Here is a 25,774-nt window from a genome sequence, read left to right on the forward strand (position 1 = left end):
CTCCACTCCTATCCAATACTTAACGGTTCCAATTTATTGTGAACTGTAGCCGCTTACTTTGTAAGCGGTCTTTTTTTGTCCTGAAAGCGCTCTACCTTTTTTAGATGGTCAATATCAGATTATTTTACTATAGCGAGCGAATTAGCCTCCACAAATCCCCACAATCATCTATTACCCCGTCTGCGTCCACTTGAAGAGGTATATGCTCATTACGTTTCCAAATGCCTTGCAGCCCTGCGTTACGGCTCGCTTGTACGTCATTCATTGGATGATCACCTACAAATATAGCCTCCTCTGCGCTCACCCCATTGGTATCCTTCCTTTTTCAAAAATAAAGGATTAAACCGGGGACGGTGATAAGCTTACGGGCAGGTTCGTTACATAGACGTCAGATTTTGTTTAGCTGCGTGTGTTATCCACCCTCTAATCCTAATCGTATGGAAAAGAGTCAAAATAAACAATATACTAGCTATAAAGTTATTTATTGAGGTGAATTTGAAATGGATGAAATCGATGAATCAAAACAACTGGTACTACAAATCGGCGGTGCCTTGAAAAAGTACAGAAAAGAAAAAAACATGAGCTTAGATGACTTAGCGGAATTAACAGGCGTAAGCAAACTTACTCTGGGGAATATCGAACGTGGCGAGACAAATCCAACTTTGGCGATAATATGGAAAATTTCAAAAGGCATATCTTTGCCCCTATTAGCTTTGTTCAAATCTGAAGACCCTGTTAGTCTGTATCGAGCAGGTGAAGGTCTCCGGTTTTCTAATGATCAAAAGAATTGGATCATTGAACCCGTCTTTAAAAACGTAAGCAACGATATTGAAATGTGTCGGGCTTACTTACAGCCAAATAGTTCATATCACCCTGAAGGTCATCATGTGAATACAACTGAAATTGCGACAGTAATGACTGGTTCCATTGAAATTCGAGTCGATGGAGAAATGTACACATTGAATCAATATGATACGATCAGTTTTCGTGCAGATCGCCCTCACTCTTATACCAATCATACAAATAGCGAAACAGTGCTCCATATCTCCTTAAAATATGGTTTCTAAAAGTCGAAAATTTCACCTATAAAATGCAACTCAGTATTCCATTCTATATGGAAACTCTGAGTTGTATTTTTTTAACTAATTTAAGCATTTCAAGATATAGAACAATCTCAATAAAGTAAACTTTAAAATACTTATTGTTAAATTTAATATATTATACTATACTTTCATTGTCCGCGCGGATATTAGTACGCATTAATTCTGGGAGGGAAAATGAAGAATGCCGAATAAAAAATTCGTACCATCATCTTTAGGGCTGCTACTACTCGGCATTATTATTATTGCCGCAAATTTACGTGCTCCCTTAACCTCGGTCGGTCCTTTAGTGGGTCTCATAAGGGATGACGTTCATATTTCCAATACTTTAGCAGGCTTGATCACAACGGTACCTTTACTTACCTTTGCTTTATTATCGCCTCTAGTACCAAAACTAGGACGTAGGTATGGAGTTGAACTTTTAATTTTGTTCGCTCTGATCTTTTTGACTGTTGGTATTGTAATACGTTCTTTATCTGGGGCTGCAAATCTGTATATTGGAACTGCAATTCTTGGATTTGCAATTGCCGTTTGTAATGTATTAATGCCAAGTTTAATCAAACGTGATTTCCCTAATAAAATCGGTGCCATGACTGGTGTATTTGCAATTTCAATGAGTTTATCTGGAGCGATCGCATCGGGAATCAGTGTACCGCTAGCTGCAAACGCAGGTTTAAAATGGCAGGGTGCATTGGGAATTTGGGCGATCCTAAGCTTTGTATCGATCCTCTGCTGGTTGCCTCAATTAAGAAAGCATACGAAGCAAACAGCCTCGACGAGTCAACAGATGGCCGGCAATGATGTGAATGTTTGGCGTTCCCCTCTTGCCTGGCAAGTAACCTTGTTTATGGGGATGCAGTCCATGATTTTCTATGTGCTAATCGCATGGTTGCCTGAAATTTTAAAACAGCAAGGCATTGACTCAAGCCAATCAGGATGGTACCTCTCAATAATGCAGTTAGCGCTGCTTCCATTTACCTTTATTGTCCCCGTTATTGCAGGGCGAATGTCAAATCAACGTTCGTTAGTGTTCATCACAACCATTTTGCTTTTGACGGGAACGCTCGGACTGCTTTACGGAAGCTCCAATATCATTCTGTTGTGGATTATCATACTCGGAATTGGTGGAGGCTGCGCCTTTAGCTTGTCCATGATGTTTTTCGGTTTACGTACTAAAAGTGCGCATCAAGCAGCGGAACTATCTGGTATGGCGCAATCGATCGGATATCTGCTTGCCGCAATTGGTCCTGCCCTTATAGGATATTTGCATGACACGACAAATAGTTGGAACCTGCCACTTTTCATACTGCTTGGCGCTTCGGTTTTACTCTTTATTGTCGGTCTAGGAGCAGCAAGAAATCGTTTTGTAGGTAGCCAAGCTAGTTACGACGAAGAAAACTCAAGTACCAGAGAATTTCATGGAAATACTGATCGAAATGAAGAAAGCGAGTTTGGGAACAGTTGCAACAAACCAAACCTAAATTAGAGTCTGCGGGTATAAATCCGGAAGCATTTTGCGGCACTCCTTTCTTTTCTTCGTTGATCCAATAAACATTTAGCTTGTACGAAGACGCTATCGGACACAGTTGACCTTAAATGCAGCATTAATCCACATTTGGGATGCTAACGGACCCCATAGCAGCTATTGTCACGAAAAACACACAATATAAGCCTCTTCATATGAAATAGTGTCAGTGGAGTCCGAAAGACTGCTTCAAAGGCAAAAAACGAGCAAATAACGTCATTAGGGTCCGTAAGTACTAGGTGGTACTTATAGTGGTACTTATACTGGTACTTATAGTGATACCGATGGCGATGGCGATACCGATGACGATACTGACGGCGGCATGTTGAAGTAAGCAGCCAACAAAAAAACAGCGATTCTCTATCAACATGAGAATCGCTGTTTTGCTGTTTATTACGATTTGAAAATGAACCTGAGCGAACCTTAATACTACACGTATACCGTATAATCATGATGCTGCAACAGGATCTTCGCCCGCTCCATATCGTTCTCCTGACGGAAAGAGAGACGCATAATCCCCGGAACATCTTCACGGCTTTCGATAATTTGTACGTTGCTAAGGTTAATTCCTTGATCCCCCAGCTCTGTAGCAATACGACCGATAATCCCCGGATGATCGGGTACATCAATATGTAGGTCAAATAAAGGTGCTATCATACCTTTACGCCGTTCAGGCAATTGACTACGGAAGCCATTGGCTTCATGAAATGCCTCTTCAATCCCTACACCATCTTCACTTTCCAGCAAACGAACAAAAGAAGAAACTTCCTCGTTCCAATCCTTCAACAAACGAAGCATCACTGAACGATTGTTTAACAAGATATCACGCCAAATAATTGGATCACTGGACGCAATCCGTGTAATATCCCGAAAGCCCCCTGCAGCTAACGTACTATACAAGGAGTCAGTATCATCATAAGCTTTAATCTGATTTACCAGCGCAACCGCAATAATATGTGGCAAATGACTAATGGCACCTACAATCTCATCATGACGTTCTGGATTAAGGCGTACAATCTGCGCTCTAGTAAGGTGGAGTAAGGACTCCAACGCGTGATAAGCCTCGTCTGGCACTCCCGGTGGAGGCGTTAATACGTAATAGGCATTCTCAAACAACAGCGATGAAGCTGCCTCAACACCTGAACGCTCTGATCCTGCCATAGGGTGACCGCCGATAAAATGTACTCCAGGAATATCCAAAGAGACCGCGCATGCGGCTATACTAGCCTTCGTACTTCCAACATCTGTAATGATGCAGCCGGGCTTGAGCGGCAATTTGCTTAACTGCTGCAAATAATCCTCTAGCATACCCACCGGCACACATAAAAAAATGAAATCGGCATCGATTGCCGCTTCCTCCACAGACAATGTGGCACTATCGACCACACCTCTGCTAATATACTTACTCGCGGATTCAGGACGGTGGGCATGGCCAACGACGGTCAGGCCCTCCTTGCCTTTAAAGCAAAGGGCCAGTGAGCCTCCGATCAGACCGACACCGAATATTGCTATTTTTGTCGTCATGTTCTTTGAACTACCTGCCTTCTTTAGTCTTGACTTGCTGTTATTACTAGGCGCGTACTCCACTCTCTATAAGAGTTTGTTCCAGCGCGGTGATAAAAGCTGTATTCTGCTCAGCCGAGCCCACAGTAACCCGAATATAAGTCGGATAAACCTGATGACCTGCTCTTACGATGATTCCTTTACGCATCAAAGCATCAAAGACCTCTGCAGCAGGCTTACGAACATCTACCATAATGAAGTTACCGTGTGCCGGGAAGGATTCTAGGCCCAGGCGTTTGAATTCACCTTGCAATTGGACAATACCCGCGCTATTAAGACGACGGCATTCCTGCACATAATCTTGGTCAATCAAAGCAGCAAGAGCTGCAGCTTGAGCAAGACGAGAGGTATTAAATGGCTCGCGTACCTTGTTGATCAACGAAATGATCTCAGGACTCGCAACACCGTATCCAATACGCAATGCAGCTAAGCCATAAATTTTGGAGAATGTGCGAAGCACAACCAAATTCTTGTAACGAGTCAGTAACTGGATGCCATTGGAGTATGAAAGATCTGTTACATACTCACAGTATGCCTCATCAAGGACAACCATTACATTGGAAGGCACAGCATCCAGGAAAGAAACCAAAGCTTCCTCTGGTACAATCGTACCTGTTGGGTTATTCGGATTACAGATCCAGATAACCTTAGTACGGTCTGTTATACGGGCCAGCATTCCATCCAGATCATGTGTCCCTTTTACAAGTGGCACCTCAATAGATACCGCACTTTCGATGTCTGCGTTACTCTTATACACGGAGAAGGTCTGGTCCGCCATGATGGTCTCATCACCTGGCAAGAAAAAGGCACGAGCAATAAGTGCAATAATCTCATCTGAGCCACAGCCAAAAATAATATTGTCGTTATTCACGCCAAGACGGCTGGAAAGTGCTGAAGTCAATTCAACGGCTGAGCCGTCCGGATAAAGATAAAGATTCTCAAGTTCTGCTAGAATTGCCTCTTTTGCACTCGGTGAAGCTCCATACGGGTTCTCATTGGATGCAAGCTTAATAACCTCACTTAAGCCAAGCTCCTTCTTGACTTCGTCTATAGGTTTCCCTGGTTTGTAGACAGGGAGATTAACTATATTCGGTTTTGGATTCATTGAATAGTCCTCGCTCTCCATAGTTGATTACTCCACTATACACAGGTCAGAATGACACTGTTATGGTCTTTTTAATTGTGCCACAAATTCTCGAATTTGCAACAGCCCCTCATTCCGCGTAGCAGGATGACCGAGCAGCGGAATTACTTCTTCTATTTTGCGGACAATGGCACTCCCTACTACAACACCATCGCAAATCTGAGCAAAACGGGCAACCTGTTCGCCAGTAGAGATCCCAAATCCTACAGCCACTGGCAGATCCGTAGCTTGACGAACGGAAGCAATAAAGGCTTCTACATCCGCATGGAAAGAGGATCTTTCTCCAGTCACCCCTAATGAAGATACACAATAGATAAACCCGCTCGCACCGGATACAATCTTTGCAATACGTTCGCTTGAGGTTGGTGCAACTAAAGGAATGAGGTTGACTCCAACTTCATCACTACGGCGCCGCATCTCCGCTGATTCCTCAACGGGAAGATCCGGGATAATAAGTCCGCTAATTTCATGCTTGTTCAGATCAGCAAAAAACGTATCAAGACCCATTTGCAGGATAGGATTGTAATAAGAAAACAAGATAAATGGCAAACTGCTGCCGGCTTGACGAGCCTTTAGCGCGGTCTCCATGCAAGTGCGCAGGTGAACTTCACCCCGCAGTGCCCGGGCAGATGCTCTCTGAATTACAGGGCCGTCTGCAAGCGGATCAGAGTAAGGTACTCCCAGCTCCAGAATATCTGCACCTGCTGTCTCCAGTTCAGTAATGATGGCAAGAGTAGTCTCCAAATCTGGATCTCCAACAGTCAGAAAAGGAATCAATGCGGTTCGGTTCTCAGCTTTAAGCTTCCGGAATACCAAATCCATCCGGTTTGTAGTTTGGGTTGTCATTCAGTTCCCTTCCCTTCTGTATACGCCATAATGGATTCTACATCTTTGTCTCCCCGGCCTGACAGGCAGATGACAACAATATCATCCTTAGTAAGGGTTGGACCCATTTTTACAACATGTGCTATCGCATGCGCCGATTCTAACGCTGGAATAATGCCTTCCGTTACGCATAGCAGCTTCAATGCATCTAGCGCCTCTGCATCTGTAATCGGTACATATTTTGCGCGTTCGATATCTTTTAGATAGGAGTGTTCAGGACCCACACCAGGATAATCCAGGCCTGCGGAGATGGAATGTGCTTCTGTTACTTGTCCATGCTCATCCTGCAGGAGATAACTCATCGAACCCTGGAATACGCCATGAGTTCCTTTACTCATTGTTGCCGCATGAAAAGGGGTATCAATGCCTTTACCAGCCGCCTCTACACCAATCATACCGACACTTTCATCCTCAACGAATGGATAGAACATACCGATGGCATTACTGCCACCGCCTACAGCAGCTACGAGCAGATCCGGCAGCCTTCCTTCAGCCTCCAGAATCTGGCGCCGTGTTTCATCCCCAATAACCCGCTGAAAGTTACGGACCATCATCGGATAAGGATGCGGTCCTACAGCTGAACCCAATATATAGAAGGTATCGTCTACATTGCTAACCCAGTAGCGAAGCGCTTCGTTGCCGGCATCTTTTAAAGTGCGCGATCCGGAAGTAACGGGAATCACTTCTGCACCAAGCAGCTTCATCCGGAATACATTAAGGGCCTGGCGGCGCGTATCCTCTTCCCCCATAAACACCTTACATTCCATACCTAGCAGAGCTGCAACTGTAGCTGTGGCTACACCATGTTGACCCGCGCCAGTCTCAGCGATCACCTTCGTTTTTCCCATCATTTTGGCCAAAATCCCTTGACCAATCGCGTTGTTAATCTTATGGGCACCTGTATGATTCAAATCTTCACGCTTCAAATATATTTTAGCTTCTCCCAGATGTTTGCTCAGACGTTCCGCATAATACAGCGGGGTCTCCCGTCCGGAATACTGCTTTAATAGATAATCTATTTCTTCCTGAAAAGCTGGATCTGCCGAAAACTTACGGTAGGCCTCCTCCAACTCAATCAATGCATTCATCAAAGTCTCGGGCACGAAGCGGCCTCCGAATGAACCGAAACGTCCATGCTGGTCCGGTACTTGTATCATGATTGCTTCACCCTTTCCACAAAAGCTGTCATTTTTTGAATATCCTTAATGCCGTCAGTCTCTACTCCACTCGATACGTCTACCCCATACGGGACATAGGTATCAAGCAATTCACCAACATTATCTGAATGAAGCCCTCCAGCCACAAACAAGGGCAAGCCATGTCGTACTGCAATTTCTTGGTACTCAGGTAATTTGTTCCATGCGAAGGTTCGGCCAGAGCCGCCGCTCTGCAATGGATCATACGTATCTAATAAAACCGCATCTACTGCAGCTGCGTAATCTTCCAAGGTATATTCATTTTCAGCTTTATCCCGCTCTTGATCAGCAACGGACAGTGCCTTCCATACCTGAACCTGTGGATAAGCTTGGCGAACCTGCTGGCAAAAAGCCGGGCTCTCCTGTCCATGGAGCTGAATTACATCTAAATGCACCACAGACAACAATTCGTTCAACTCATCCAGCTCCGGATTAACAAAAACTCCTGCAGCCTTAGGAATTTCACCAGTCTTCCAATTTGGAAGTTCTGCAATCAGTTCGGCAGCACGCTCTATGGATACCTTCCGGCGGCTAGGTGCAAAAACAAATCCGATATAATCTAGTGGTAAGTGTAACATAGATTTTAGCACTTCAACGTCCTGAAGTCCACAGATTTTTACTAATGTCTCAGCCATGCCGGACACGGTCCTTTCCGTTAGGAAGCTCACCGAGCAAACCGTTAACCGCATCCTCTACGTTAGCTTGACGCATTAGATACTCCCCAACGAGCACTCCGTGAGCACCAGTAGTTCTTAGGTAGCCGATGTCTTTTGACCCGGAAATTCCACTTTCGCTGATCACTGGAACACCTTGCGGCACAAGAGCTGCCAGCTCGGCTGTTGTCTCCAAAGAGGTCTCGAAGGTACGTAGATTACGGTTATTAATTCCTAGCAGGACGTTAGGTTGGGTTATCTTTTCTGTGCTCAGTACAACCGCCAGTTCATTTCGGTCATGCACCTCAATCAAGATATCCAATCCAAGCCCTGAAGCTATATCTATAAAATGAGACAGTTGTGCCGGTGTCAAAATAGCGACGATCAACAACACGGCATCCGCTCCGAGAAGACGTGCTTCGTAGATTTGCTTCTCATCGATAATAAAATCTTTGCGAAGCAGCGGCAGATTTACAGCTTCCTTCACTTGCTGCAGATAAGCTGCGCTGCCCTGGAAATATTCTGTGTCCGTCAGAACAGATAAACAATCAGCGCCTCCAGCTTCATATCCTTTTGCAATGGAAACAGGATCAAAATCTTCACGGATCAACCCTTTGGAAGGAGAAGCCTTCTTCACCTCAGCGATCAAGCCCATATCTCTGTTCTTCCCTTGGGTCAGAGCCTTACGAAAGCCTCTTGTTGCCGAAAGAAGCGCAATATCACGCTCTGCTTGTGCCAACGAAAAGTTTTTACTGAGCAATTCAACCTCTTTAATCTTAGTCGCGACAATTTTATCAAGATACATAATTAAGTTCCTCCGTCATAGCTACAAGCTGATTAAGCTTGGATAGTGCCTTGCCTGAATCCACTACATCTTTTGCTCTCTCTACGCCTCCGGCCATGGTATCTGCCAGACCAGCAACATATATACAGGCTCCGGCGTTAGCAAGAACGATATCACGATAAGGATTAATCTGCCCTTGAAGGACCGAGGTAATAATCGCCGCATTTTCAGCTGCATCTCCACCCAGCACAGCTTCCAGTGGATGTCTGTTAAGACCTAATGCCTCTGGCGTTACCTCATACGTGGTTACGGTGCCCTCTTTTAGCTCAGACACTAATGTAGGGGCCGAGATGCTGATTTCATCCAGACCATCCAAGCTGCTGACAACCATCGCACGCTTGGACCCCAGCTCCTTCAGTACATTAGCCACCGTCTCTGTCTTATTCCGATCATAAATCCCCAGCAGCTGACGGTCAGCACCCGCGGGATTCGTAAGCGGACCAAGCATATTAAAAATCGTCCGCACTCCAAGCTCTTTACGCGGTGCCGCCGCATGCCGCATCGAAGGATGATAGATTTGCGCGAATAAAAAACAAATGCCGATTCGATCCAAGCATTCCCGAGCCTGATCCGCATTCAGATGAATGTTGACGCCCAAAGCTTCAAGTACATCTGCACTTCCTGCTCTACCGGAAGCTGAGCGGTTGCCATGTTTGGCAACTCGTACAGAAGCCGCTGATGAAATAATCGCTGAGGCGGTAGAAATATTAAACTTATGGATGCCGGAACCGCCCGTACCACATGTATCTAGCAGACGCGCTTTTTCAGTAAGGACAGGTGTGCCGAAACCTCTCATGGCTTCCGCAAACCCCGTAATTTCCTCCACGGTCTCTCCCTTAATCCGTAAAGCGGTCAGCAGTGATCCGATTTGCGCCTGAGAAGCATCTCCCAGCATGATTGCACCCATTATATCCCGTGCTTCTCCACGTGTCAGACTTTTGCCTTCGATTAGTCCAGCGATTCCTGATTGTATCAATTTTGTTGCATCCATAATGTTCATCCTCCTAGCCTTAATGTAATCTTTTATATTAATCAAACCACCTGTTCAGGGGTATATGTGTACATGTAATCTTGATTGATGACTTGTTTCTCTTTTATCTCGGGTGGGAACATAGCCTCTGCCATACGAATAGCTTTTAGCATGCCCTTCGCTTTATTCACCGTCTCTTCATACTCTTTCTCCGGAACCGAGTCCCAAACGATACCCGCCCCAGCCTGCACATATGCTCTGCCCTTACGGAAGATGATTGTACGGATGGTGATACATGAATCCATATTTCCCGAGAATCCCAAATATCCAATCGCCCCCGCATAAGCACCACGGGCTTCTCGCTCCAATTCAGCAATAATCTCCATTGCCCGTAGCTTAGGTGCTCCTGAGACAGTACCGGCTGGCAGACAGGAGAGAAAGGCATCAAAGAAATCTTTATCCTCGCTAAGCGTGCCTGACACATTCGATACCATATGCATGACATGAGAGTATCTTTCAATTTCCATAAAGGAATCACATTTTACAGAACCGAATTTGGACACTCTTCCTAAATCATTACGACCTAGATCAACTAGCATCAAATGCTCTGCACGTTCTTTTTCATCCTCCAGCAGCTCCGCGGCGTAAGCACGATCCGAAGCTTCACTTTCACCTCTTGGTCTTGTTCCGGCAATCGGCCGTGTCTCCACACGGTTTCCATCTACCTTTACGAGCGCTTCCGGTGAGGTTCCAACAATAATCTCTTCATCCATTTTCAAATAATACATATATGGAGATGGGTTAAGCGTCCTGAGCATCCGGTATACATGCAGTGGAGAAACCTCCGTTTCAATATGCAGGCGCTGCGACAACACCACTTGAAAAATATCGCCAGCCCGAATGTATTCCTTCGCTTGTTCTACGTTGTTGATATATTGTTCTTTAGTCAGGTTGGAATGAATCTCACCCAGCTCAATATCCTGCGGAATGCTGCGGCGGTTCACATTTTCCTTTGGCCCTTCCTTTTGCAGCTCTTCGGCCATATCCTCAAGCTTACGACTTAAGCTTTCGTAATTGGATTTGATATCTGAGTCCGTATCACCGTCTTTAACATGCAGGTTGCCAACTAGGAGAATTTGTTGTTTCACATGATCAAAAACAATGATGCGATCACAGAACATAAACCGGATATCATCCATTTGGAGATCATCTACTGGATGCTCAGGCAGCTTCTCATAATATTGCAGCAGATCATATCCAAAAAATCCGATAGCTCCTCCAGTAAATGGCGGCATCTCATCCAGCTTAGGGCTACGGTATGAACGAAGCAGTGCTTTAAGCTCCTCAATCGGCTTTCCATGCAGCTGTTTTTTCTTACCGTCGATCTCTACGTTAATTGCACCCTTTTTTCCCGATATCATTAAAAAGGGATCGCTGCCGATGAACGAGTACCGGGCCCATTGTTTGCCGCCCTCTACACTTTCTAGTAAGAACGCGCGGTCACGTTCAGCAAAACGTTGGAATAACCGGATAGGTGTTTCCATATCAGCCAGCAGCCGCTTCACAACAGGAATCAGATTATAATCCTGCGACAGCTTTACCACCTCTTGAACACTCGGATTCGTCATTTTTAGATGCCCCCTTAGTTATATAAATCTTTCCGAAAAACAGAAAAACCCTCTACCAAAGTAGAGGGTTTGTGTAAGTAAGTATATGTTTTTGAGCAATGATCAGCATCGTTATGTTGTGCCTACAGACTTATCTCTAAATAAGATACATCACGGATGTGAAATAACACTCCAGTACATATCAAAATAAAGACTCTGCGTACACAAAAACTGCTAATCAGGCATAAACGTCTTCAGCGTCCTTATAAGGACGGTAAGCGTATATGCGTGAAATATAAGAATGTATAGAACAAAGCTTATACTTTCTTATATTCGCAAAAATTTCTTGCACTCTGCTCAACTATACTCATCTCAACTCAACTAAACTCTTCTATACTCGGCTAATTACACTATACATGATGACAAGGGTCATTGACAACCCACAACTCAAATTTAAGACTTACTCTGCGACAAATCCGGACGAAGCTTCTGAGCTTCATTCAGATATACATGGCGGATCTCACGCTGTGATTTATCCGTATTAAACTGCACCATTAACCGGATACACATCGGCAGACTGCCTTTAACAGGGATCTCCGTTGAACACATAAGTGGCACCATTTCCCAGCCCTCAATCTCACGAATGGCTCTTGCCGGAAAAGTAGCATCCAGATCATTGGTCATCGTAATCCATACATTGCTAATATCCTCAGCTATAACATCATTACGTTCTACGATCTCCCGCAGCAGCACAACGGTTTCACGCAAAATCTCTGTTTCTTCGTTATTAATCACGGTAGTTGCTCCGCGAATCCCTCGATTTACCACGGTTTCCCCTCCTTTTTAAGCTCTGCGAGAACCTCTCGCACAAGCGATTCCTGTACATCGTTTACAATGCTTACGGCTCCTATGGCATCAGGCACAATAAAAGTCATTCTGCCTTCTTTGAATTTCTTATCATGCATCATTGCTTCCATTAGCTCCTCTTCATCATATTCAGAAGGAAGCTGTATAGGCAATGAAAGTGCAGATAACATAGATACTGTATCCTCATAAATGGATCGATCATGTCCAAGCTTTACAGCCAGCAGCGCCGAACCCGCCATACCAATCGCAATCGCTTCACCGTGCAAAAATACGCCATATCCGCCAACCGCTTCAATAGCATGTCCGATCGTATGTCCTAAATTCAGAATCGCCCGAAGTCCATGCTCACGTTCATCGTTCGCTACGACATGAGCCTTGATTGCACAACCGCGCTCAAGGGCATAGCCGAGTGCTTCAGCATTCAGAGCAAGCAGCTCATCAGCATGTTCACGGCACCAATATGCGAATTCTTTGTCCATAATCAGACCATGCTTCACTACTTCAGCCAGGCCAGAAGAGACTTGGCGTGGCGGAAGCGTGCGAAGGGTATCCAAATCGTAAAGCACCAGCGAAGGTTGATAGAACGCACCAACCATATTTTTGGCTAGTGGATGATTGACAGCCACTTTGCCGCCTACGCTGCTGTCATGGGCTAGAATCGTCGTTGGAATTTGTAGAAATCCTATTCCGCGCATGTAGGTAGCTGCTACAAAACCAGCTAAATCACCAACAACCCCGCCACCTAAAGCCAACACCGCTGAGTTGCGATCCAGTCCCGCTTGAATCGCGGTCGTCATAACCTCTTCATACACGGTTAATGATTTGGATGCTTCCCCTGCCGGCATAATGTGGCTGACTACGGTATAGCCTTGCTGACGTAGAGCTTCTTCAAGCGACGGTAAATACAGTGGAGCTACTTCACTATCACTCACAACCAGTATTGGGCTGCGAGTGGACAGTCCAGCCTCAGCACAGTACTGGCCAATGTTCTGCAGCAGACCACTACCGATGTGAATTGGATAAGAACGATCTCCTAAATCTACATTGATCGTACGCATGATTAATAACTCTCCAATTGTGCAAGATAGTTTTCATAGTTCGCTTTAATTTCTTCGAGAGAATCCCCGCCGAATTTATCAAGAAAAGCTTTGGCAACTTCCCATGCCACTACGCTTTCCAGAACCACACATGCCGCTGGAACTGCACATGCATCCGAACGTTCTACTTGAGCTGTAAAAGGTTCTTTCATATCGATATCTACACTTTGAAGTGGCTTATACAAGGTAGGAATAGGCTTCATAACACCACGAACCACTATCGGCATACCATTCGTCATCCCGCCTTCAAAACCGCCTAAACGATTGCTTGCGCGATAGTATCCTTTAGAAGCTTCATACATAATTTCATCATGGACTTGCGATCCACGCAATTTACCTGCTTCAAACCCAATGCCGATTTCAACGCCTTTGAAGGCATTAATCGACATCACTGCCCCAGCGATCGCCCCGTCCAGCTTCCGGTCTGACTGTACATAGCTGCCAAGTCCGATGGGCAGTCCTTCGACGATACATTCAACGATTCCACCGATGGAGTCGCCCTCTTCCTTGATTTGATCTATGTAAGCCTCCATTTTCTGTTCCGTTTCTTTGTCGACAACTCTGACAGAGGACTGTTCTGTGCGTTCAATCAGCTCATCGATAGGCAGATCATTAGCAGGTGCCTCAATTTCACCAATACGAATGACTTGACCTGCTACTTTCACACCAAAAGCTGCCAGCAGCTGTCTGGCTACAGCGCCACATGCAACTCTGGCTGCTGTTTCGCGGGCACTGGAGCGCTCCAGAACATTGCGAAGATCCGTATGATTGTACTTCAATCCACCATTCAAATCTGCATGTCCAGGACGCGGCCGATTTACCCGGCGTTTTTCTTCATCACTGCCTGGAATAGGTTCAATATTCATTATGTTCTTCCAGTGAGTCCAATCCTTGTTCTCTACTACCAAGGCTACCGGAGCACCTGTAGTATAGCCGTGACGTACTCCACCGACTATTTGTGCCGTATCTTTCTCAATCTGCATGCGGCGTCCACGTCCGTATCCCTTTTGTCGACGATGCAATTGAAAGTTAAGCTCTTCAAAATCCAAAGTTAAATTACTTGGCAATCCCTCAATAATAGCCGTTAGCTGGGGGCCGTGCGTTTCCCCCGCTGTTAAATAGCGTAAACTCATGATGTCTTCCCCCTTTTATACTTTTAAACTGTAAACCGCTAAAATCCTATGATCTTTGCTCATTATAGTATAGGGAATCCGCTTTGACAAGAAAGGGCTCTCCCTAGAAACACTCTATGTATATCGAAATAAAAAGCGCCATCCATACCCTTAAGAGTATGAATGGCGCTCCTCGGCTGGGTCCTCAGCTTGTTAGCTGCCGAGCCGCTGACTTGGTGGAGGGAATGTAGACTTACGCTCTTCCAGCTGCAGAAGGCGCTCCAATTGCATTTCTTCCACACCGAGAATTTGCCCGCACTCACGAACGGTGATAAAGCCTCGTTTGTACGCGGCAATGACCTTGCTTTTGTCCATCGGTTTAACTTTCCTTTCACTTAGCGTACAGATTCTACTATCCAGTATCACTGAACTTTTGCGAAAGTATACCTTTGAAGTTAATGGCGAAGGAGCAAAAAATATTTATTTTTTACGATAGAAAAAAGTTTCCGTCGATTCAAAACCGTATTGAGCCGGTGTAAAGATTTGCTCTGTGCTACCCACAAACAAATAACCACCCGGACGTAAGCTAGCCGAAAACTTATGATAGAGCTTGTTCTTCGCCTCTTCAGTAAAATAGATCATTACATTGCGACAAATAATAAGATCAAAACCTTCGTCGAACTTGTCCAAGAGCAGATTCTGTTTGCGGAAATCTATGTTTTTCTTAAGTGAATCGCTGACCTTGAAAACAGGGCCTTCCGGTGTAAAGTAACGTGCTGCCACGTCTTTCGGCACATCCTTTAAAGAACGTTCCAAATAAAGACCTTGCTTTGCTTTAGATAAAGCGCCATCATCAATGTCAGTGGCAAGAATGCCTGTCTGCGCCAATATATTCTTGTCCGACAAAATCATAGCCAGCGTGTAAGGCTCTTCGCCAGTGGAACACGCCGCGCTCCACAGCTTTAATTTGCGGCCTGACTGCTGGAGGTCAGGAAGGATAATATCCCGCAAAACTTCCCAGCGATTCGGATTCCGCCAGAACTCAGAGACATTGATCGTCATTCGATCTAAAAATTCATAAAATAAGTCCTTATTTTTCATCATCGCTGCAAAAAAATCACTGAAGGTATGATACCCATTCTTCATCCGAAGAGTCGTCAAACGCCGCTTCATCTGCGCTTCTTTATATTGAGCCAGATCAATTCCGGTGCTTTGTTTAACGTTGTGAATAAATCCGCTATAATCCGGATCTGTTGTTAATGCTGCAACATTACGATCAGACATGTTAATCCCCTGCCTCCCACCTGGACCTTACATCCAGACTGCGATGTCTTTGTTATACTGATTCAGTTCATCTGGAGCAAAGAAATTAGCAATTTCCCGTTCTGCACTTTCAGGCGAGTCTGATCCATGAATTAGATTAAGTGGTGTATGGCTGGCAAAGTCGCCACGAATCGTGCCTGGCAGAGCTTCTCCAACTTTTGTCTTGCCTATGAGTGTCCGGGATAACGTAACAACATCATCGCCTTCCCATACCATTGCAAACACTGGACCTGAAGTGATGAAAGAGACCAGCTCCGAAAAAAAGTCTTTGCCTGCATGCTCAGCATAATGTCTTTTCGCTTGATCCTCACTAACTGTAATCAGCTTAGCAGCGACCAATTTAAACCCCTTATCCTCAAAGCGGGTAACAATACGCCCTATTAATCCACGTTGAACTCCATCAGGCTTGACCATCAGATACGTCTTTTCCATAGAAGCACTCTCCATTTTCCCATTTGAAGGGTTGTTTTGACGCTATCTTAACAGAAACATTGCTTTCTGGAAACGTTTAATTTCAATCTCACCAGAAGATCAATAACTTCTTCCTGTTATAAAATAAGCAATATCACGCAGATTGCGCTTAGTCTTATTATTAGGCAATTGTTCCAGCGCCGCCAGCGCCTTGTCAATATAACGTGAAGCGAGCTCCTCAGAGCGGGCGATTCCGTCTCCGGAAAGTATAAGATCAATCGCACGTCCTACCGTGCTATGGCCCTCACGTATAGACTTCAGTTCCTCAAGCAATGACTCGCGCAGCCGCTCATCCTCAAGACTATAAATCACTGGAAGTGTAATGTTTCCTTGACGCATATCACTGCCCGGAGGTTTACCGATCTGTTTCTCTGTGCCTGAGAGATCCAGTAAATCATCACGAATCTGGAACGCCATACCCACGTTATATCCATAATTATAAAGCAGGCGAGCTACTTCTGGATCTGCCTCAGCAGCAAGTGCGCCGAGTTGGCAGCTAACTGCAATCAGCAGGGCTGTTTTGCGGCGGATACGCCGTAGATAATGACGTACACTTTGCTCACTGTTGAAAAAGTCACGAATCTGCTCCATCTCTCCGATCGACATTTCGATCATCGCCTTAGACAGAATTTGATGAATTCGTGGATTCTTCAGCTCCGTAGTCATAACCAGCGCTTTTGCATATATGTAGTCACCAGTGTACATGGCAATTTTATCGCCCCATTTTGCTTTCACGGTGAGTTCACCACGGCGCAATTCTGCATCGTCGATCACATCATCATGGACCAGTGAAGCGCTATGGATCAACTCTAACGGTATCGCCACCCGTTTCAGCTTTTCCAGATCATACTTACCGAATTTCCCGCCCATCAGGACAAATACGGGACGTAATCTTTTGCCGCCTGCCTTTAATAAATGCAGGGAGGTTTCTGTAAGCAGATCGTCATCCCCCTGTACACTACGGTACAGCTCTTTTTCAATCTGATCCATATCTCTGTTCAGTAATCCGAATATTTGCAGTCGTTTCATTCTTTCACCCGTGTCAACAGTTTATGGCTCCAAATCTCCATCTTCACTTCCTGCGGCAGCAGGCCCATCTCATAGGCATAGCGGAAATAGAGGTTCAAACCTTGCTGCTGCCTTTCTCCAAAATCATAACATAAATTGCGGAAGTACCCTTCCCAATAAGACTTTGTTCCTCCAATGTTAGAACAAGCTGCTTGTACAATAGGATCTAAATCTCTCAATCCCCGCATTTTACTCTCGGCAAAAGCCTCTGCAATCTCAGAAATAGCCTCCGGTTTGTCCTCAGCAGCCTTTCGGTTCACTGCCCAGACCGCAAAGGTCATCCCTAAGCCCGTCCATTTCTTCCAAACCTCAGCTAGATCTGTAACGATATAACCTTGATCCTGCCATGAGGCTTTAATAGCATTATCACCAATTAATAAGCAGGCATCCGCTTCATGCATCATGGCATCCAAATCAGGATTAGCGCTAATATATTCCGGTTTATTGCCAAAAGCTTTTTCCATTAAAATTTTCAGCAAATTTACCGAGGTTGCAGAAGTATTCGTAACAGCAATCTTACCGCTACCAATCTGAGCAAATGGCACCCTGGAAAAAAGGAATATTGATCTCACAGGACCGTCCGCGCTAACCGATAAATCAGGTAGTAGTAATAATTTGTCACTGGCCTCAGCATAAGCAAAAGAGGATAAAGCACCTACATGAATAGTTCCACGGCTCATCCCCTGATTAAGAATGGCAGGTACCTCACTCACCATCTCTGCAGGATATTTTAATGCAGAGGGATGAAAATTGTGAAATACCGGCCATGAGTTGGTATAGCTGATTTTGCCGATGATGGTGTGGCTGTTATTGTCCATCCTTTCAATCCCCCCATCTTCGAAATAAATTGTGTTCAATATTAAAGCTGTCAAGCACTTTGCCCACCATGAAATTAATCAGATCATCCATACTTTGCGGCCCGAAATAAAAAGCCGGCATTGCGGGAATCATCCGAACTCCCAGACGGGACAGCTTCAACATATTCTCTAGATGAATGGCATGCAGTGGAGTCTCACGAGGAACAAGCACCAGTGGGCGTCCTTCCTTGAGCATAACGTCAGCAGCACGTGTCATCAGATTATCAGAGGTCCCATTCGCTACCGCGGACAATGTTCCCATAGAGCAAGGCATAATAATCATCCCTTCCACACGAAACGAACCACTTGCAATGGATGCGCCGATATCCGCAACAGGATGATAAAGCAGAGAACCGGGATAGCCTTTGAACCTTTCGTTCAAAAAGCCCTCCCGGTCTGATGCGATATAGCCAAGTTCTTCTTTAAATACGCGCCAGCCCGCATTGCTAACTACCAAATGCACGGAGTAGCCTAGTGACAGCAAGGTTTCAGTTAGACGAACACCATATATCGCACCGCTTGCTCCTGTAATTCCAACCACGATGTTTTTCGGTTTAGTAAGCGTCATTAGTAGAACTGCACCACCAAGTCAATCAAAGTGAAAGAGAACACTACGATGCTCAATACGCCGTTCATAGTGAAAAAAGCAGTCTGCAGACGGCTCAGGTCACTCGGAGATACAATGTAATGCTCATAAAAGAGAATAATATATGCGATGATCATGCCTGCTACATACCACCAGCTTAAATCCGTCATAAACAGCAACGATACGAATCCAATCGCCGTGAGAATGTGAAATACGCGGGCAATAATGAGTGCACCTTGAACCCCGAACCGAACCGGAATGGACTTCAAGCCCTCTTTTAGATCAAACTCAACATCCTGACAAGAATAAATTACATCAAAACCTGCAGTCCAAAACACAATAGTGAAGTAAAATACCATTGAAGTCCAATTCACGCTACCGGTCACAGCTACCCAACCGCCTAAAGGTGCAAGCGCAATGGTCAGACCGAGGATAAGATGGCAAGCCCATGTAAAGCGCTTCGTAAATGAATAAATAACAAGAAGGAAAACTGCGATTGGCAAGAGCTTGGCCGACAAAGGATTCAGCTTAAAGGCTGCCCAAAAGAGTAAGAAAAACGAAATGCCGATAAAAATGACGACTTCACCGATCTTCAATAATCCTGCAGGAATAGCCCTTCCCGCTGTGCGAGGATTCTTAGCATCACTTATCCGGTCAATCAGTCGATTCAGCCCCATAGCAGCGCTCCGTGCCCCAAACATAGCCACTACGATCCAACCAATCTGGCTCCAGGAAGGTAGCGTGCCAGACATGACAACGGAACCAAGTAAAGCGCCCATAAAAGCAAAAGGTAAAGCAAATACCGTATGTTCAAACTTGATCATTTGTAAAAAGATACCGATTTTCTTAAACATTCCCGTTCTCCTTGAGCCCAATATGTAATGCCGCGATGCCTCCGGTCAAGGGGAAGGATTCCACTTTTTGCAGTCCGGTTTCACGGAAAATAGCAGCTAATTGCTCCCGGTCAGGGAACAGCGCCAGCGATTCTGGCAGCCATTTGTATTGCTCATACCTTTTAGCGAATAACTTGCCCAGCAATGGAAGTACACGCTGAAAATAAAAGAAATAGATACCTTTAAACGGTTGTTTCATCGGCTTGGAAAGCTCCAGGCAGACCACCATTCCTCCGGGTTTTACCACGCGTTTCATCTCGTTCAGCACTTGAACAAGATCCGGTACGTTGCGGAGTCCAAAACCAATCGTTGCATAATCGAATGCGTTGTCTTCAAAAGGCAACTCCATAGCATTGCCCTGTACGAGAGAGATCCGGTCCTGAAGCTTGCGCTCCTCCACCTTACGGCGCCCCACTTCAAGCATGCCAGCACTAAAGTCAAGTCCTATCACATTCCCTGTCTGTGTGGCTTCTGCCAAGGCAATGCTCCAATCGCAAGTGCCGCAGCATAAGTCTACAGCTGAATCCCCGCGCTTCATGCCCATCTTCTTCATCGTGAACTTGCGCCAAGCCTTATGGCGGCGAAAGCTTAAGATATCATTCATCAAATCATATTTACCTGCAATACTCTCAAACACCGAGTGCACAAACTGTTCCTTCGGCTTGCTGTTATCACCCACAGCAGTTGTAGTTTTGTCCATAGTCATCCACTAACCCTCCACGGCTGCTTGTCCTGAGACTTTCATCTGCAGGAGAATACGATCCAGCGCTATCTCAAGCTCTCTAAGCAGGCTTTCGTCTTTAACGCTTTGTAATAGTCCCTGAATCGACTGAATCGACTGATGGAGCTTGTCCGTCAGCAGAGAATCACATTTATATTTCATCTTCAGCATCTTCCAGTCCTTCTGATCAAGGTTCTGGTCTTGAAGCTGTTTGCGTTCTTCCTCTGTCGCTGACTCCAGCATCTTCCAGTAGCAATAACCATTGCTAGCATTCTCAAGGTTATCACAACGCTGAAGCTCTATGGCAACAGTTTCGCACTGACTGAATTCTGTCAATAACTTCTCCCACAACTCCACTAAGGAATTCTCGATCATGGGCGTAAAAGAAAGGAACAGCCGCATATTGAGCTGTACCATGTGCCGCAAGTATTGTTCAGCCGAAAGACGGATTCCTCTCATCTTCACATAGAGGTTCGCTTTCAAGACATTGAAATCAGCAATCGCCTTACTCAAGATTCCAACCATCTCAATTTGATCACTCTTTGCAAGCAGATGGTAAAACCAGCTACTGAAATAATCGCCAGCCAATACCTTTAATTGACGGGAACGCATAGGATCTCCACCGCGTCTATCATTCGAGCGGTCAATTACCTCATGTGTATCTAGTCCAAGTTGAATAAGTGCTGTTACGAGCGTATACAACTCACCAGCATTTCCTTTAACAGAAGATCCATGGTTTAGAAAAATATATAACAAATGACCCCGGCCATCAGAAAACGGTGGCAAATCCGTATGCTTCTGAATCATGTCGTAGTCGGTGTAGGGTTTTGCCAGTTGCGGTATGCAGTACGGTTTCATTTCAGCCTCCGAAGCCATTGACATTAATAATAATTCCTTTGTTCACAATCTTGTCTATTATATCACATGTTTTTTTGTCACGCACTGTGGTACGACTGAGTTTCTTTTATTCTTCTCAAGGATAAATGAACTGCTTCTTCCAGAGCTCAGTCTCACTAATACGGAAGCCCGTCTTGAGTCGCTCGGATATGGGGAGATTACCCGCAGACTGAAGTTCATTCTGGAGTTCAGCCGACCACTCCGTGCGTCTGATATCCCCTGCTAGCAGCAGCCGGCGGCTATCCAGCCATTTATCCATGACCACGATGCGCAGCAAAAGCTGATCCACATTCGAGGTTTCTTGAAAAGCAAAAGAAATAGCCTGCGCCATATTTCGATAAAGCTCCTGGGGTTCATGATCATTTCCGCTCACTTTTAAATCCAGTGACAGAACGTGATCCTCCCAGCCTACGCTATCAATGGATAAGGTCAATGGAAGTGCGCCAAGAACATCAACAAGATTATCATTGTCTAGCACTGTGTTATGGCCGCCAGTAAAAGTCTCTACTGCACCATTGCGTTGCTGTAAGGTAGAATCCATATCTGCCACTTTGGGCAATATTACAGCAGAGGTTGCAGTCAAGAGTAATACGGCTCCGACCCACCAGACCTTGTTCATGAACACGCCTCCTTATCCATAATTCCCACTCTTAGCTAATACGATCATTTATCTTTACTATATTTTGAAAAAAAGCAGGCTATGCCTGCTTTTCAGCTTTCACTTTCCAATTGTCCGTGCTTTGTCCATATTTCAGCCTTACCGCGAATCTTCATCGCTGAGGTATGATCAGTAAACTGGGCAATCAATACCTCGCCCTTATCCAGCTTCTCTGTATGATGAAAACGTGTATCTGTACCTCTGGTTAGCCCAATGACCTGAACGCCATTATCTTTAGCTTTAACCACAATATAGTCGCTGCCCGTTGGAAGCGGAGTAGTACCCGTATTTTTATCCATCATCACTCATCCTCCTCTAAACCTATTATACAGTTCATAGTATTTCAAAAAACAAATGCCGCCTTGGAGGGCGGCATAGTTGTTCTTAAAAGACTATGGGATAGGTATGTAGAAATCTTTATTTGATTCCGTCTTTCAGCGCCTTACCGGGTTTGAATGCCGGTACCTTGCTTGCAGGAATTTCGATTTCTTCACCAGTTTGCGGGTTACGGCCTTTACGTGCAGAACGCTCACGCACTTCAAAGTTTCCGAATCCAACCAGTTGTACTTTATCACCGCTTTGCAGTGCTTCTGTAATTGCTTCGAAAACCGCATCTACAGCTTTAGTAGCATCCTTCTTGGGAAGTTCAGTTGCTTCTGTAACTACATTGATCAAATCTGATTTATTCATGTTTTCTCACCTCCCTGAGTAAATTCTCCGGTATCATACACTGTTTCCGTTTCAACGTAAAATATACGTGATAATCCCGTTTAAAACTTAACTTTGGCGCCCTTAGACCTTGAAGCGCAACAAACTTATAGTAATACAGCCCATCCATAAATTCAAGCTGTTACTCAAAAAAGGAGCAGAAATTATCATCTATCCGTGCATATTTATCTAAATTCGATCTAATTTGTTAGACCTATAGGAGCAGTTTAGGTCTTTATTTCATCAGAATAATTGAGTCAGATTCACCGTTATTATAGGAACTAGGAATCAAGTTTTAGGATATATACAAATAAAAAGAGCAGGATTTCTCCCACTCTTTGAATTTATTTATATTCAGCTTAGAGAATAATTGCAATAAGTCCGCCGGAACCCTCGTTAATAATGCGGCCAAGCGTTTCTTGCAGCTTGTAGCGTGCATTATCCGGCATCATAGCTATCTTGCCTTGAATGCCTTCTCTAACAATGGAGTGCAGGGAGCGGCCAAAAATATCGGATTCCCAAATCTTAATAGGATCATTCTCAAAGTCCTGCATCAGATAACGAACCAGCTCTTCGCTTTGCTTTTCCGTTCCGATGATTGGCGAGAATTCAGACTCCACATCCACCCGAATCATATGAATGGACGGTGCAGTAGCCTTTAAGCGAACCCCGAAGCGAGAGCCCTGACGTATCAGTTCTGGCTCGTCGAGCGCCATTTCGGCTAAGGATGGAGCCGCGATACCATAACCTGTAGTCTTGACCATTTCCAATGCTTCTGAGAATCGGTCGTATTCTCGTTTCGCATGCGAGAACTCCTGCATAAGCTGGAGCAAATGATCTTTACCGCGGATCTCAACCCCGACCACTTCCATCAGAACTTGATCGTACAGCTCTTCTGGAGCATACAGGTCGATCTCTGCTACGCCCTGACCCATGTTCATACCACTTAGGCCAGCTTTATCAATAAAGTCATATTCGGTGAACTGAGATACGAGGCGGTCAACATCCCGCAAGCGGCGAATGTCTTTTACCGTATCGCGAACGGAGTTCTCATAACTACTACGCAGCCAGTGGTTTTCTCCAAGCACCATAACCCAGCTTGGCAGGTTTACATTTACTTCATGCACTGGGAATTCATAAAGCACTTCCCGCAGCACACCAGTTACGTCATCTTCGCTCATGTTTGCGGCGCTTAGCGTCATAACTGGGATATCGTATTTGATGGCTAGCTCGTTACGGAGCTGCTGCGCTTCCTCACTGCGTGGCCGGGTGGAGTTAATGACAAGCACAAATGGCTTACCCACTTCCTTCAGCTCTGCAATGACGCGCTCTTCAGAGTCCACGTACGAGTTCCGCGGAATTTCTGCAATCGTACCATCTGTTGTTACCACTACACCTAGCGTTGAATGCTCCTGAATAACCTTACGTGTCCCGATTTCTGCCGCTTCCTGAAAAGGAATAGGCTCTTCAAACCAAGGTGTAGAGATCATTCGTGGTCCATTTTCATCCTCGTAGCCTTTTGCACCTTCTACAGCGTAACCCACACAGTCTACCAGACGAACATTAACCTCAAGCCCTTCCGCAACCTTGATTTGGACTGCGTTGTTAGGCACAAACTTCGGTTCTGTCGTCATAATCGTTTTGCCTGCTGCGCTTTGCGGAAGCTCATCCACAGCTCTTACTCGATCAGCCTCATTCGTGATGTTTGGCAGGACAATTGTTTCCATGAAGCGCTTGATAAATGTCGATTTCCCCGTGCGAACCGCGCCGACGACGCCAAGATAAATGTCTCCGCCGGTACGCTCGGCAATGTCCTTGAAAATATCCACTTTTTCCAAAAGAGATCCCCTCCTCATATTACTCCGAAGAAAAAATGCCTGAAGAGCATCGACTTCGCGTTCCGCCGGTAATCTGACCCTTGCAGGACATCAACCGGACTTATCGTATGCCCGCCCGAAGCCTAGCTGCTTTCGACCGGGACGTACTTGCCCCGCGCTAAACTCCGAATGCTCGGACATGCATTTGGACTAGTATCATCATATGTATCCGGAACGAATTTATGACCCGTATTCGCGCATTTCCCAATGTAATTTCAAAAAAGTTAAGTCTGCGCGCCGCAAGGCGTCTGACGCCCGGAAGCTTACTCATCCATCTTATGAGCTAGGATTCTTTGATAGAACTATTTTTAGTGGATGCTGAGATTAAAAGGTTATAAACAAAAAACGCCTAATGCCCCGGATAAAACCGAAGCTTAGACGCTTTTAAACTATAACTCTAACTTGGAGGCTGTGGGATCGGCTGATTATTAATCCATAGATACGGCAAAGACTTTACGGGAACGTAATATGAAGCTTCCTCCAGATCCAGTCGCAAGTCCTGATTCTTGTCGCGCTCTCCACCCTTCTTATCGACGGCAGCCATGATATCAAAAACATAATCTACGTAGACAGTTCCATCCTTATCCATGATAAAGTCAAGAACTTGACCGGAATAGACACTAGTTAACGTTATAGAGCTTGTACCCGCCTGCTTATGATCAATAGTATACAATCCGGGGTATAGCTCATCAAGCACAGGCAGGTTGCCGCCATGAGCTGATTTATAGCGGTTAACCTGTCGTTGCACGTCATTCACCTTTTGAACCGTAACAAGGTCCATCACCTTCACCACAGGATCAATTTCCTCATTCAAAATAAGAAAATAAGCACTTCCACCCTGCTCAAAAGCGGTAGCCGGTATATCATCCAAATATCCCTTATTATTCAGCTTCCCCAAGTCGATACGAAACTTCTCATACCTTGGAGTAGTTTCATCCGCATTAAGAATGGGCAGTACCTCTTCCTCCTGTTGATAATCATCAACGGCTGCTTGTATCCGTTTAACACTTTCCCGATAATTAACACTAGCCCGCTTCTCTTCACCTGGGTATAGACAGCCCGAAAGCGTAAGCGCGAGCGATACCATCCCTAGCAAAATCTTGGCCTCTGCCTTCAGTTTCATTTTATATCCTATAAACTCCAACCGAGTCC

Annotated in this window: 28 protein-coding genes; 2 read left to right on the forward strand and 26 right to left on the reverse strand. The window is 45.2% G+C overall.

What is annotated here, in order from left to right:
* Window positions 1-127 precede the first annotated feature (127 nt).
* The gene (locus NSQ66_RS20290; RefSeq protein WP_143763132.1) at window positions 128-304 is read right to left on the reverse strand and encodes a hypothetical protein; all 177 of its coding nucleotides are present in this window, start codon (window positions 302-304) and stop codon (window positions 128-130) included.
* A gap of 196 nt (window positions 305-500) precedes the next feature.
* On the opposite strand from NSQ66_RS20290, the gene NSQ66_RS20295 reads away from it, so the two are divergent.
* Window positions 501-1,067 carry an XRE family transcriptional regulator gene (locus NSQ66_RS20295; protein WP_038572428.1) on the forward strand — a complete coding sequence of 189 codons (567 nt, stop codon included), beginning with the start codon at window positions 501-503 and terminating at the stop codon, window positions 1,065-1,067.
* Between the two features lie 217 nt (window positions 1,068-1,284).
* Window positions 1,285-2,586 (forward strand): MFS transporter, encoded by a 1,302-nt coding sequence (locus NSQ66_RS20300; RefSeq protein ID WP_081388071.1) that lies wholly within the window; start codon window positions 1,285-1,287, stop codon window positions 2,584-2,586.
* Between the two features lie 468 nt (window positions 2,587-3,054).
* Here the strand turns inward: NSQ66_RS20300 and NSQ66_RS20305 are convergent, their stop codons facing one another.
* From NSQ66_RS20305 to NSQ66_RS20425, 25 genes are all read right to left on the reverse strand, one after another.
* Window positions 3,055-4,149, reverse strand: coding sequence for a prephenate dehydrogenase (locus NSQ66_RS20305; RefSeq protein WP_036676253.1), 1,095 nt, complete (start codon window positions 4,147-4,149; stop codon window positions 3,055-3,057).
* A 46-nt stretch (window positions 4,150-4,195) separates the two neighbouring features.
* On the reverse strand, window positions 4,196-5,293 hold the full coding sequence (gene hisC / locus NSQ66_RS20310; protein WP_076141350.1) for a histidinol-phosphate transaminase: 1,098 nt from the start codon (window positions 5,291-5,293) through the stop codon (window positions 4,196-4,198).
* Between the two features lie 60 nt (window positions 5,294-5,353).
* Window positions 5,354-6,178 (reverse strand): tryptophan synthase subunit alpha, encoded by an 825-nt coding sequence (gene trpA / locus NSQ66_RS20315; RefSeq protein ID WP_076141312.1) that lies wholly within the window; start codon window positions 6,176-6,178, stop codon window positions 5,354-5,356.
* Entirely contained in the window at window positions 6,175-7,374 is a 1,200-nt protein-coding gene (gene trpB, locus NSQ66_RS20320) for a tryptophan synthase subunit beta (protein WP_036676250.1), read from the reverse strand. The genes trpA and trpB overlap by 4 nt, the downstream gene beginning before the upstream one ends.
* Window positions 7,371-8,048 (reverse strand): phosphoribosylanthranilate isomerase, encoded by a 678-nt coding sequence (locus NSQ66_RS20325; RefSeq protein WP_036676248.1) that lies wholly within the window; start codon window positions 8,046-8,048, stop codon window positions 7,371-7,373. Before NSQ66_RS20325 ends, trpB begins: the two co-directional genes overlap by 4 nt.
* A complete protein-coding gene (gene trpC / locus NSQ66_RS20330; protein WP_076141313.1) occupies window positions 8,041-8,871 on the reverse strand; it encodes an indole-3-glycerol phosphate synthase TrpC in 831 nt (276 codons plus the stop codon). Before trpC ends, NSQ66_RS20325 begins: the two co-directional genes overlap by 8 nt.
* Window positions 8,861-9,901: an anthranilate phosphoribosyltransferase gene (trpD, locus tag NSQ66_RS20335; protein ID WP_170914202.1), complete on the reverse strand. Its 1,041-nt coding sequence runs from the start codon at window positions 9,899-9,901 to the stop codon at window positions 8,861-8,863. Before trpD ends, trpC begins: the two co-directional genes overlap by 11 nt.
* A gap of 41 nt (window positions 9,902-9,942) precedes the next feature.
* Window positions 9,943-11,508, reverse strand: coding sequence for an anthranilate synthase component I (trpE, locus tag NSQ66_RS20340; protein ID WP_036676243.1), 1,566 nt, complete (start codon window positions 11,506-11,508; stop codon window positions 9,943-9,945).
* A gap of 432 nt (window positions 11,509-11,940) precedes the next feature.
* Window positions 11,941-12,315: a chorismate mutase gene (aroH, locus tag NSQ66_RS20345; protein WP_036676241.1), complete on the reverse strand. Its 375-nt coding sequence runs from the start codon at window positions 12,313-12,315 to the stop codon at window positions 11,941-11,943.
* Window positions 12,309-13,412, reverse strand: a complete 1,104-nt coding sequence (gene aroB / locus NSQ66_RS20350; protein WP_036676240.1) for a 3-dehydroquinate synthase — start codon at window positions 13,410-13,412, stop codon at window positions 12,309-12,311. Before aroB ends, aroH begins: the two co-directional genes overlap by 7 nt.
* A 2-nt stretch (window positions 13,413-13,414) precedes the next feature.
* Window positions 13,415-14,584: a chorismate synthase gene (gene aroC / locus NSQ66_RS20355; protein ID WP_076141315.1), complete on the reverse strand. Its 1,170-nt coding sequence runs from the start codon at window positions 14,582-14,584 to the stop codon at window positions 13,415-13,417.
* A gap of 192 nt (window positions 14,585-14,776) precedes the next feature.
* Window positions 14,777-14,938 (reverse strand): hypothetical protein, encoded by a 162-nt coding sequence (locus tag NSQ66_RS20360; protein ID WP_169744788.1) that lies wholly within the window; start codon window positions 14,936-14,938, stop codon window positions 14,777-14,779.
* Between the two features lie 105 nt (window positions 14,939-15,043).
* Window positions 15,044-15,847, reverse strand: coding sequence for a protein-glutamate O-methyltransferase CheR (locus tag NSQ66_RS20365; protein WP_036676236.1), 804 nt, complete (start codon window positions 15,845-15,847; stop codon window positions 15,044-15,046).
* Between the two features lie 27 nt (window positions 15,848-15,874).
* On the reverse strand, window positions 15,875-16,318 hold the full coding sequence (gene ndk, locus NSQ66_RS20370; RefSeq protein ID WP_036676234.1) for a nucleoside-diphosphate kinase: 444 nt from the start codon (window positions 16,316-16,318) through the stop codon (window positions 15,875-15,877).
* A gap of 99 nt (window positions 16,319-16,417) precedes the next feature.
* Window positions 16,418-17,386, reverse strand: a complete 969-nt coding sequence (locus tag NSQ66_RS20375) for a polyprenyl synthetase family protein (RefSeq protein ID WP_036676233.1) — start codon at window positions 17,384-17,386, stop codon at window positions 16,418-16,420.
* Window positions 17,383-18,243 carry a menaquinone biosynthesis protein gene (locus NSQ66_RS20380; RefSeq protein ID WP_036676231.1) on the reverse strand — a complete coding sequence of 287 codons (861 nt, stop codon included), beginning with the start codon at window positions 18,241-18,243 and terminating at the stop codon, window positions 17,383-17,385. Before NSQ66_RS20380 ends, NSQ66_RS20375 begins: the two co-directional genes overlap by 4 nt.
* 4 nt (window positions 18,244-18,247) lie before the next feature.
* Window positions 18,248-18,850 carry a flavin prenyltransferase UbiX gene (locus NSQ66_RS20385; protein WP_036676229.1) on the reverse strand — a complete coding sequence of 201 codons (603 nt, stop codon included), beginning with the start codon at window positions 18,848-18,850 and terminating at the stop codon, window positions 18,248-18,250.
* A complete protein-coding gene (locus NSQ66_RS20390; RefSeq protein ID WP_036676227.1) occupies window positions 18,850-19,722 on the reverse strand; it encodes a UbiA-like polyprenyltransferase in 873 nt (290 codons plus the stop codon). The genes NSQ66_RS20385 and NSQ66_RS20390 overlap by 1 nt, the downstream gene beginning before the upstream one ends.
* A complete protein-coding gene (locus NSQ66_RS20395) occupies window positions 19,715-20,467 on the reverse strand; it encodes a demethylmenaquinone methyltransferase (RefSeq protein WP_094901689.1) in 753 nt (250 codons plus the stop codon). The genes NSQ66_RS20390 and NSQ66_RS20395 overlap by 8 nt, the downstream gene beginning before the upstream one ends.
* A gap of 3 nt (window positions 20,468-20,470) precedes the next feature.
* Window positions 20,471-21,364, reverse strand: coding sequence for a heptaprenyl diphosphate synthase component 1 (locus tag NSQ66_RS20400; protein ID WP_235219377.1), 894 nt, complete (start codon window positions 21,362-21,364; stop codon window positions 20,471-20,473).
* A gap of 91 nt (window positions 21,365-21,455) precedes the next feature.
* The gene (locus NSQ66_RS20405) at window positions 21,456-21,998 is read right to left on the reverse strand and encodes a hypothetical protein (protein ID WP_036676225.1); all 543 of its coding nucleotides are present in this window, start codon (window positions 21,996-21,998) and stop codon (window positions 21,456-21,458) included.
* 92 nt (window positions 21,999-22,090) lie between these two features.
* Complete coding sequence (gene mtrB / locus NSQ66_RS20410) at window positions 22,091-22,339, reverse strand: trp RNA-binding attenuation protein MtrB (RefSeq protein WP_051490908.1); 249 nt, start codon at window positions 22,337-22,339, stop codon at window positions 22,091-22,093.
* Between the two features lie 115 nt (window positions 22,340-22,454).
* A complete protein-coding gene (locus tag NSQ66_RS20415; RefSeq protein ID WP_036676223.1) occupies window positions 22,455-22,727 on the reverse strand; it encodes an HU family DNA-binding protein in 273 nt (90 codons plus the stop codon).
* A gap of 377 nt (window positions 22,728-23,104) precedes the next feature.
* Window positions 23,105-24,583, reverse strand: a complete 1,479-nt coding sequence (gene spoIVA, locus NSQ66_RS20420) for a stage IV sporulation protein A (protein WP_036676222.1) — start codon at window positions 24,581-24,583, stop codon at window positions 23,105-23,107.
* A gap of 436 nt (window positions 24,584-25,019) precedes the next feature.
* Window positions 25,020-25,766, reverse strand: coding sequence for a DUF3939 domain-containing protein (locus tag NSQ66_RS20425; RefSeq protein WP_249267699.1), 747 nt, complete (start codon window positions 25,764-25,766; stop codon window positions 25,020-25,022).
* Window positions 25,767-25,774: the final 8 nt, after the last annotated feature.

Origin of the sequence: Paenibacillus sp. FSL H3-0329, assembly GCF_037963285.1 — a bacterium.
Lineage (GTDB): Bacteria > Bacillota > Bacilli > Paenibacillales > Paenibacillaceae > Paenibacillus_AQ > Paenibacillus_AQ odorifer.

What these genes read in the sequence shown, in the direction of transcription:
- NSQ66_RS20295 (WP_038572428.1), top strand. Translation starts at nt 501, where the DNA reads ATGGATGAAATCGATGAATCAAAACAACTGGTACTACAAATCGGCGGT.
- NSQ66_RS20300 (WP_081388071.1), top strand. Translation starts at nt 1,285, where the DNA reads ATGCCGAATAAAAAATTCGTACCATCATCTTTAGGGCTGCTACTACTC.
- NSQ66_RS20305 (WP_036676253.1), bottom strand. Translation starts at nt 4,149, where the DNA reads ATGACGACAAAAATAGCAATATTCGGTGTCGGTCTGATCGGAGGCTCA.
- hisC (WP_076141350.1), bottom strand. Translation starts at nt 5,293, where the DNA reads ATGAATCCAAAACCGAATATAGTTAATCTCCCTGTCTACAAACCAGGG.
- trpA (WP_076141312.1), bottom strand. Translation starts at nt 6,178, where the DNA reads ATGACAACCCAAACTACAAACCGGATGGATTTGGTATTCCGGAAGCTT.
- trpB (WP_036676250.1), bottom strand. Translation starts at nt 7,374, where the DNA reads ATGATACAAGTACCGGACCAGCATGGACGTTTCGGTTCATTCGGAGGC.
- NSQ66_RS20325 (WP_036676248.1), bottom strand. Translation starts at nt 8,048, where the DNA reads ATGGCTGAGACATTAGTAAAAATCTGTGGACTTCAGGACGTTGAAGTG.
- trpC (WP_076141313.1), bottom strand. Translation starts at nt 8,871, where the DNA reads ATGTATCTTGATAAAATTGTCGCGACTAAGATTAAAGAGGTTGAATTG.
- trpD (WP_170914202.1), bottom strand. Translation starts at nt 9,901, where the DNA reads ATGGATGCAACAAAATTGATACAATCAGGAATCGCTGGACTAATCGAA.
- trpE (WP_036676243.1), bottom strand. Translation starts at nt 11,508, where the DNA reads ATGACGAATCCGAGTGTTCAAGAGGTGGTAAAGCTGTCGCAGGATTAT.
- aroB (WP_036676240.1), bottom strand. Translation starts at nt 13,412, where the DNA reads ATGCGTACGATCAATGTAGATTTAGGAGATCGTTCTTATCCAATTCAC.
- aroC (WP_076141315.1), bottom strand. Translation starts at nt 14,584, where the DNA reads ATGAGTTTACGCTATTTAACAGCGGGGGAAACGCACGGCCCCCAGCTA.
- NSQ66_RS20360 (WP_169744788.1), bottom strand. Translation starts at nt 14,938, where the DNA reads ATGGACAAAAGCAAGGTCATTGCCGCGTACAAACGAGGCTTTATCACC.
- NSQ66_RS20365 (WP_036676236.1), bottom strand. Translation starts at nt 15,847, where the DNA reads ATGTCTGATCGTAATGTTGCAGCATTAACAACAGATCCGGATTATAGC.
- ndk (WP_036676234.1), bottom strand. Translation starts at nt 16,318, where the DNA reads ATGGAAAAGACGTATCTGATGGTCAAGCCTGATGGAGTTCAACGTGGA.
- NSQ66_RS20375 (WP_036676233.1), bottom strand. Translation starts at nt 17,386, where the DNA reads ATGAAACGACTGCAAATATTCGGATTACTGAACAGAGATATGGATCAG.
- NSQ66_RS20380 (WP_036676231.1), bottom strand. Translation starts at nt 18,243, where the DNA reads ATGGACAATAACAGCCACACCATCATCGGCAAAATCAGCTATACCAAC.
- NSQ66_RS20385 (WP_036676229.1), bottom strand. Translation starts at nt 18,850, where the DNA reads ATGACGCTTACTAAACCGAAAAACATCGTGGTTGGAATTACAGGAGCA.
- NSQ66_RS20390 (WP_036676227.1), bottom strand. Translation starts at nt 19,722, where the DNA reads ATGTTTAAGAAAATCGGTATCTTTTTACAAATGATCAAGTTTGAACAT.
- NSQ66_RS20395 (WP_094901689.1), bottom strand. Translation starts at nt 20,467, where the DNA reads ATGACTATGGACAAAACTACAACTGCTGTGGGTGATAACAGCAAGCCG.
- NSQ66_RS20400 (WP_235219377.1), bottom strand. Translation starts at nt 21,364, where the DNA reads ATGTCAATGGCTTCGGAGGCTGAAATGAAACCGTACTGCATACCGCAA.
- NSQ66_RS20405 (WP_036676225.1), bottom strand. Translation starts at nt 21,998, where the DNA reads ATGAACAAGGTCTGGTGGGTCGGAGCCGTATTACTCTTGACTGCAACC.
- mtrB (WP_051490908.1), bottom strand. Translation starts at nt 22,339, where the DNA reads ATGATGGATAAAAATACGGGTACTACTCCGCTTCCAACGGGCAGCGAC.
- NSQ66_RS20415 (WP_036676223.1), bottom strand. Translation starts at nt 22,727, where the DNA reads ATGAATAAATCAGATTTGATCAATGTAGTTACAGAAGCAACTGAACTT.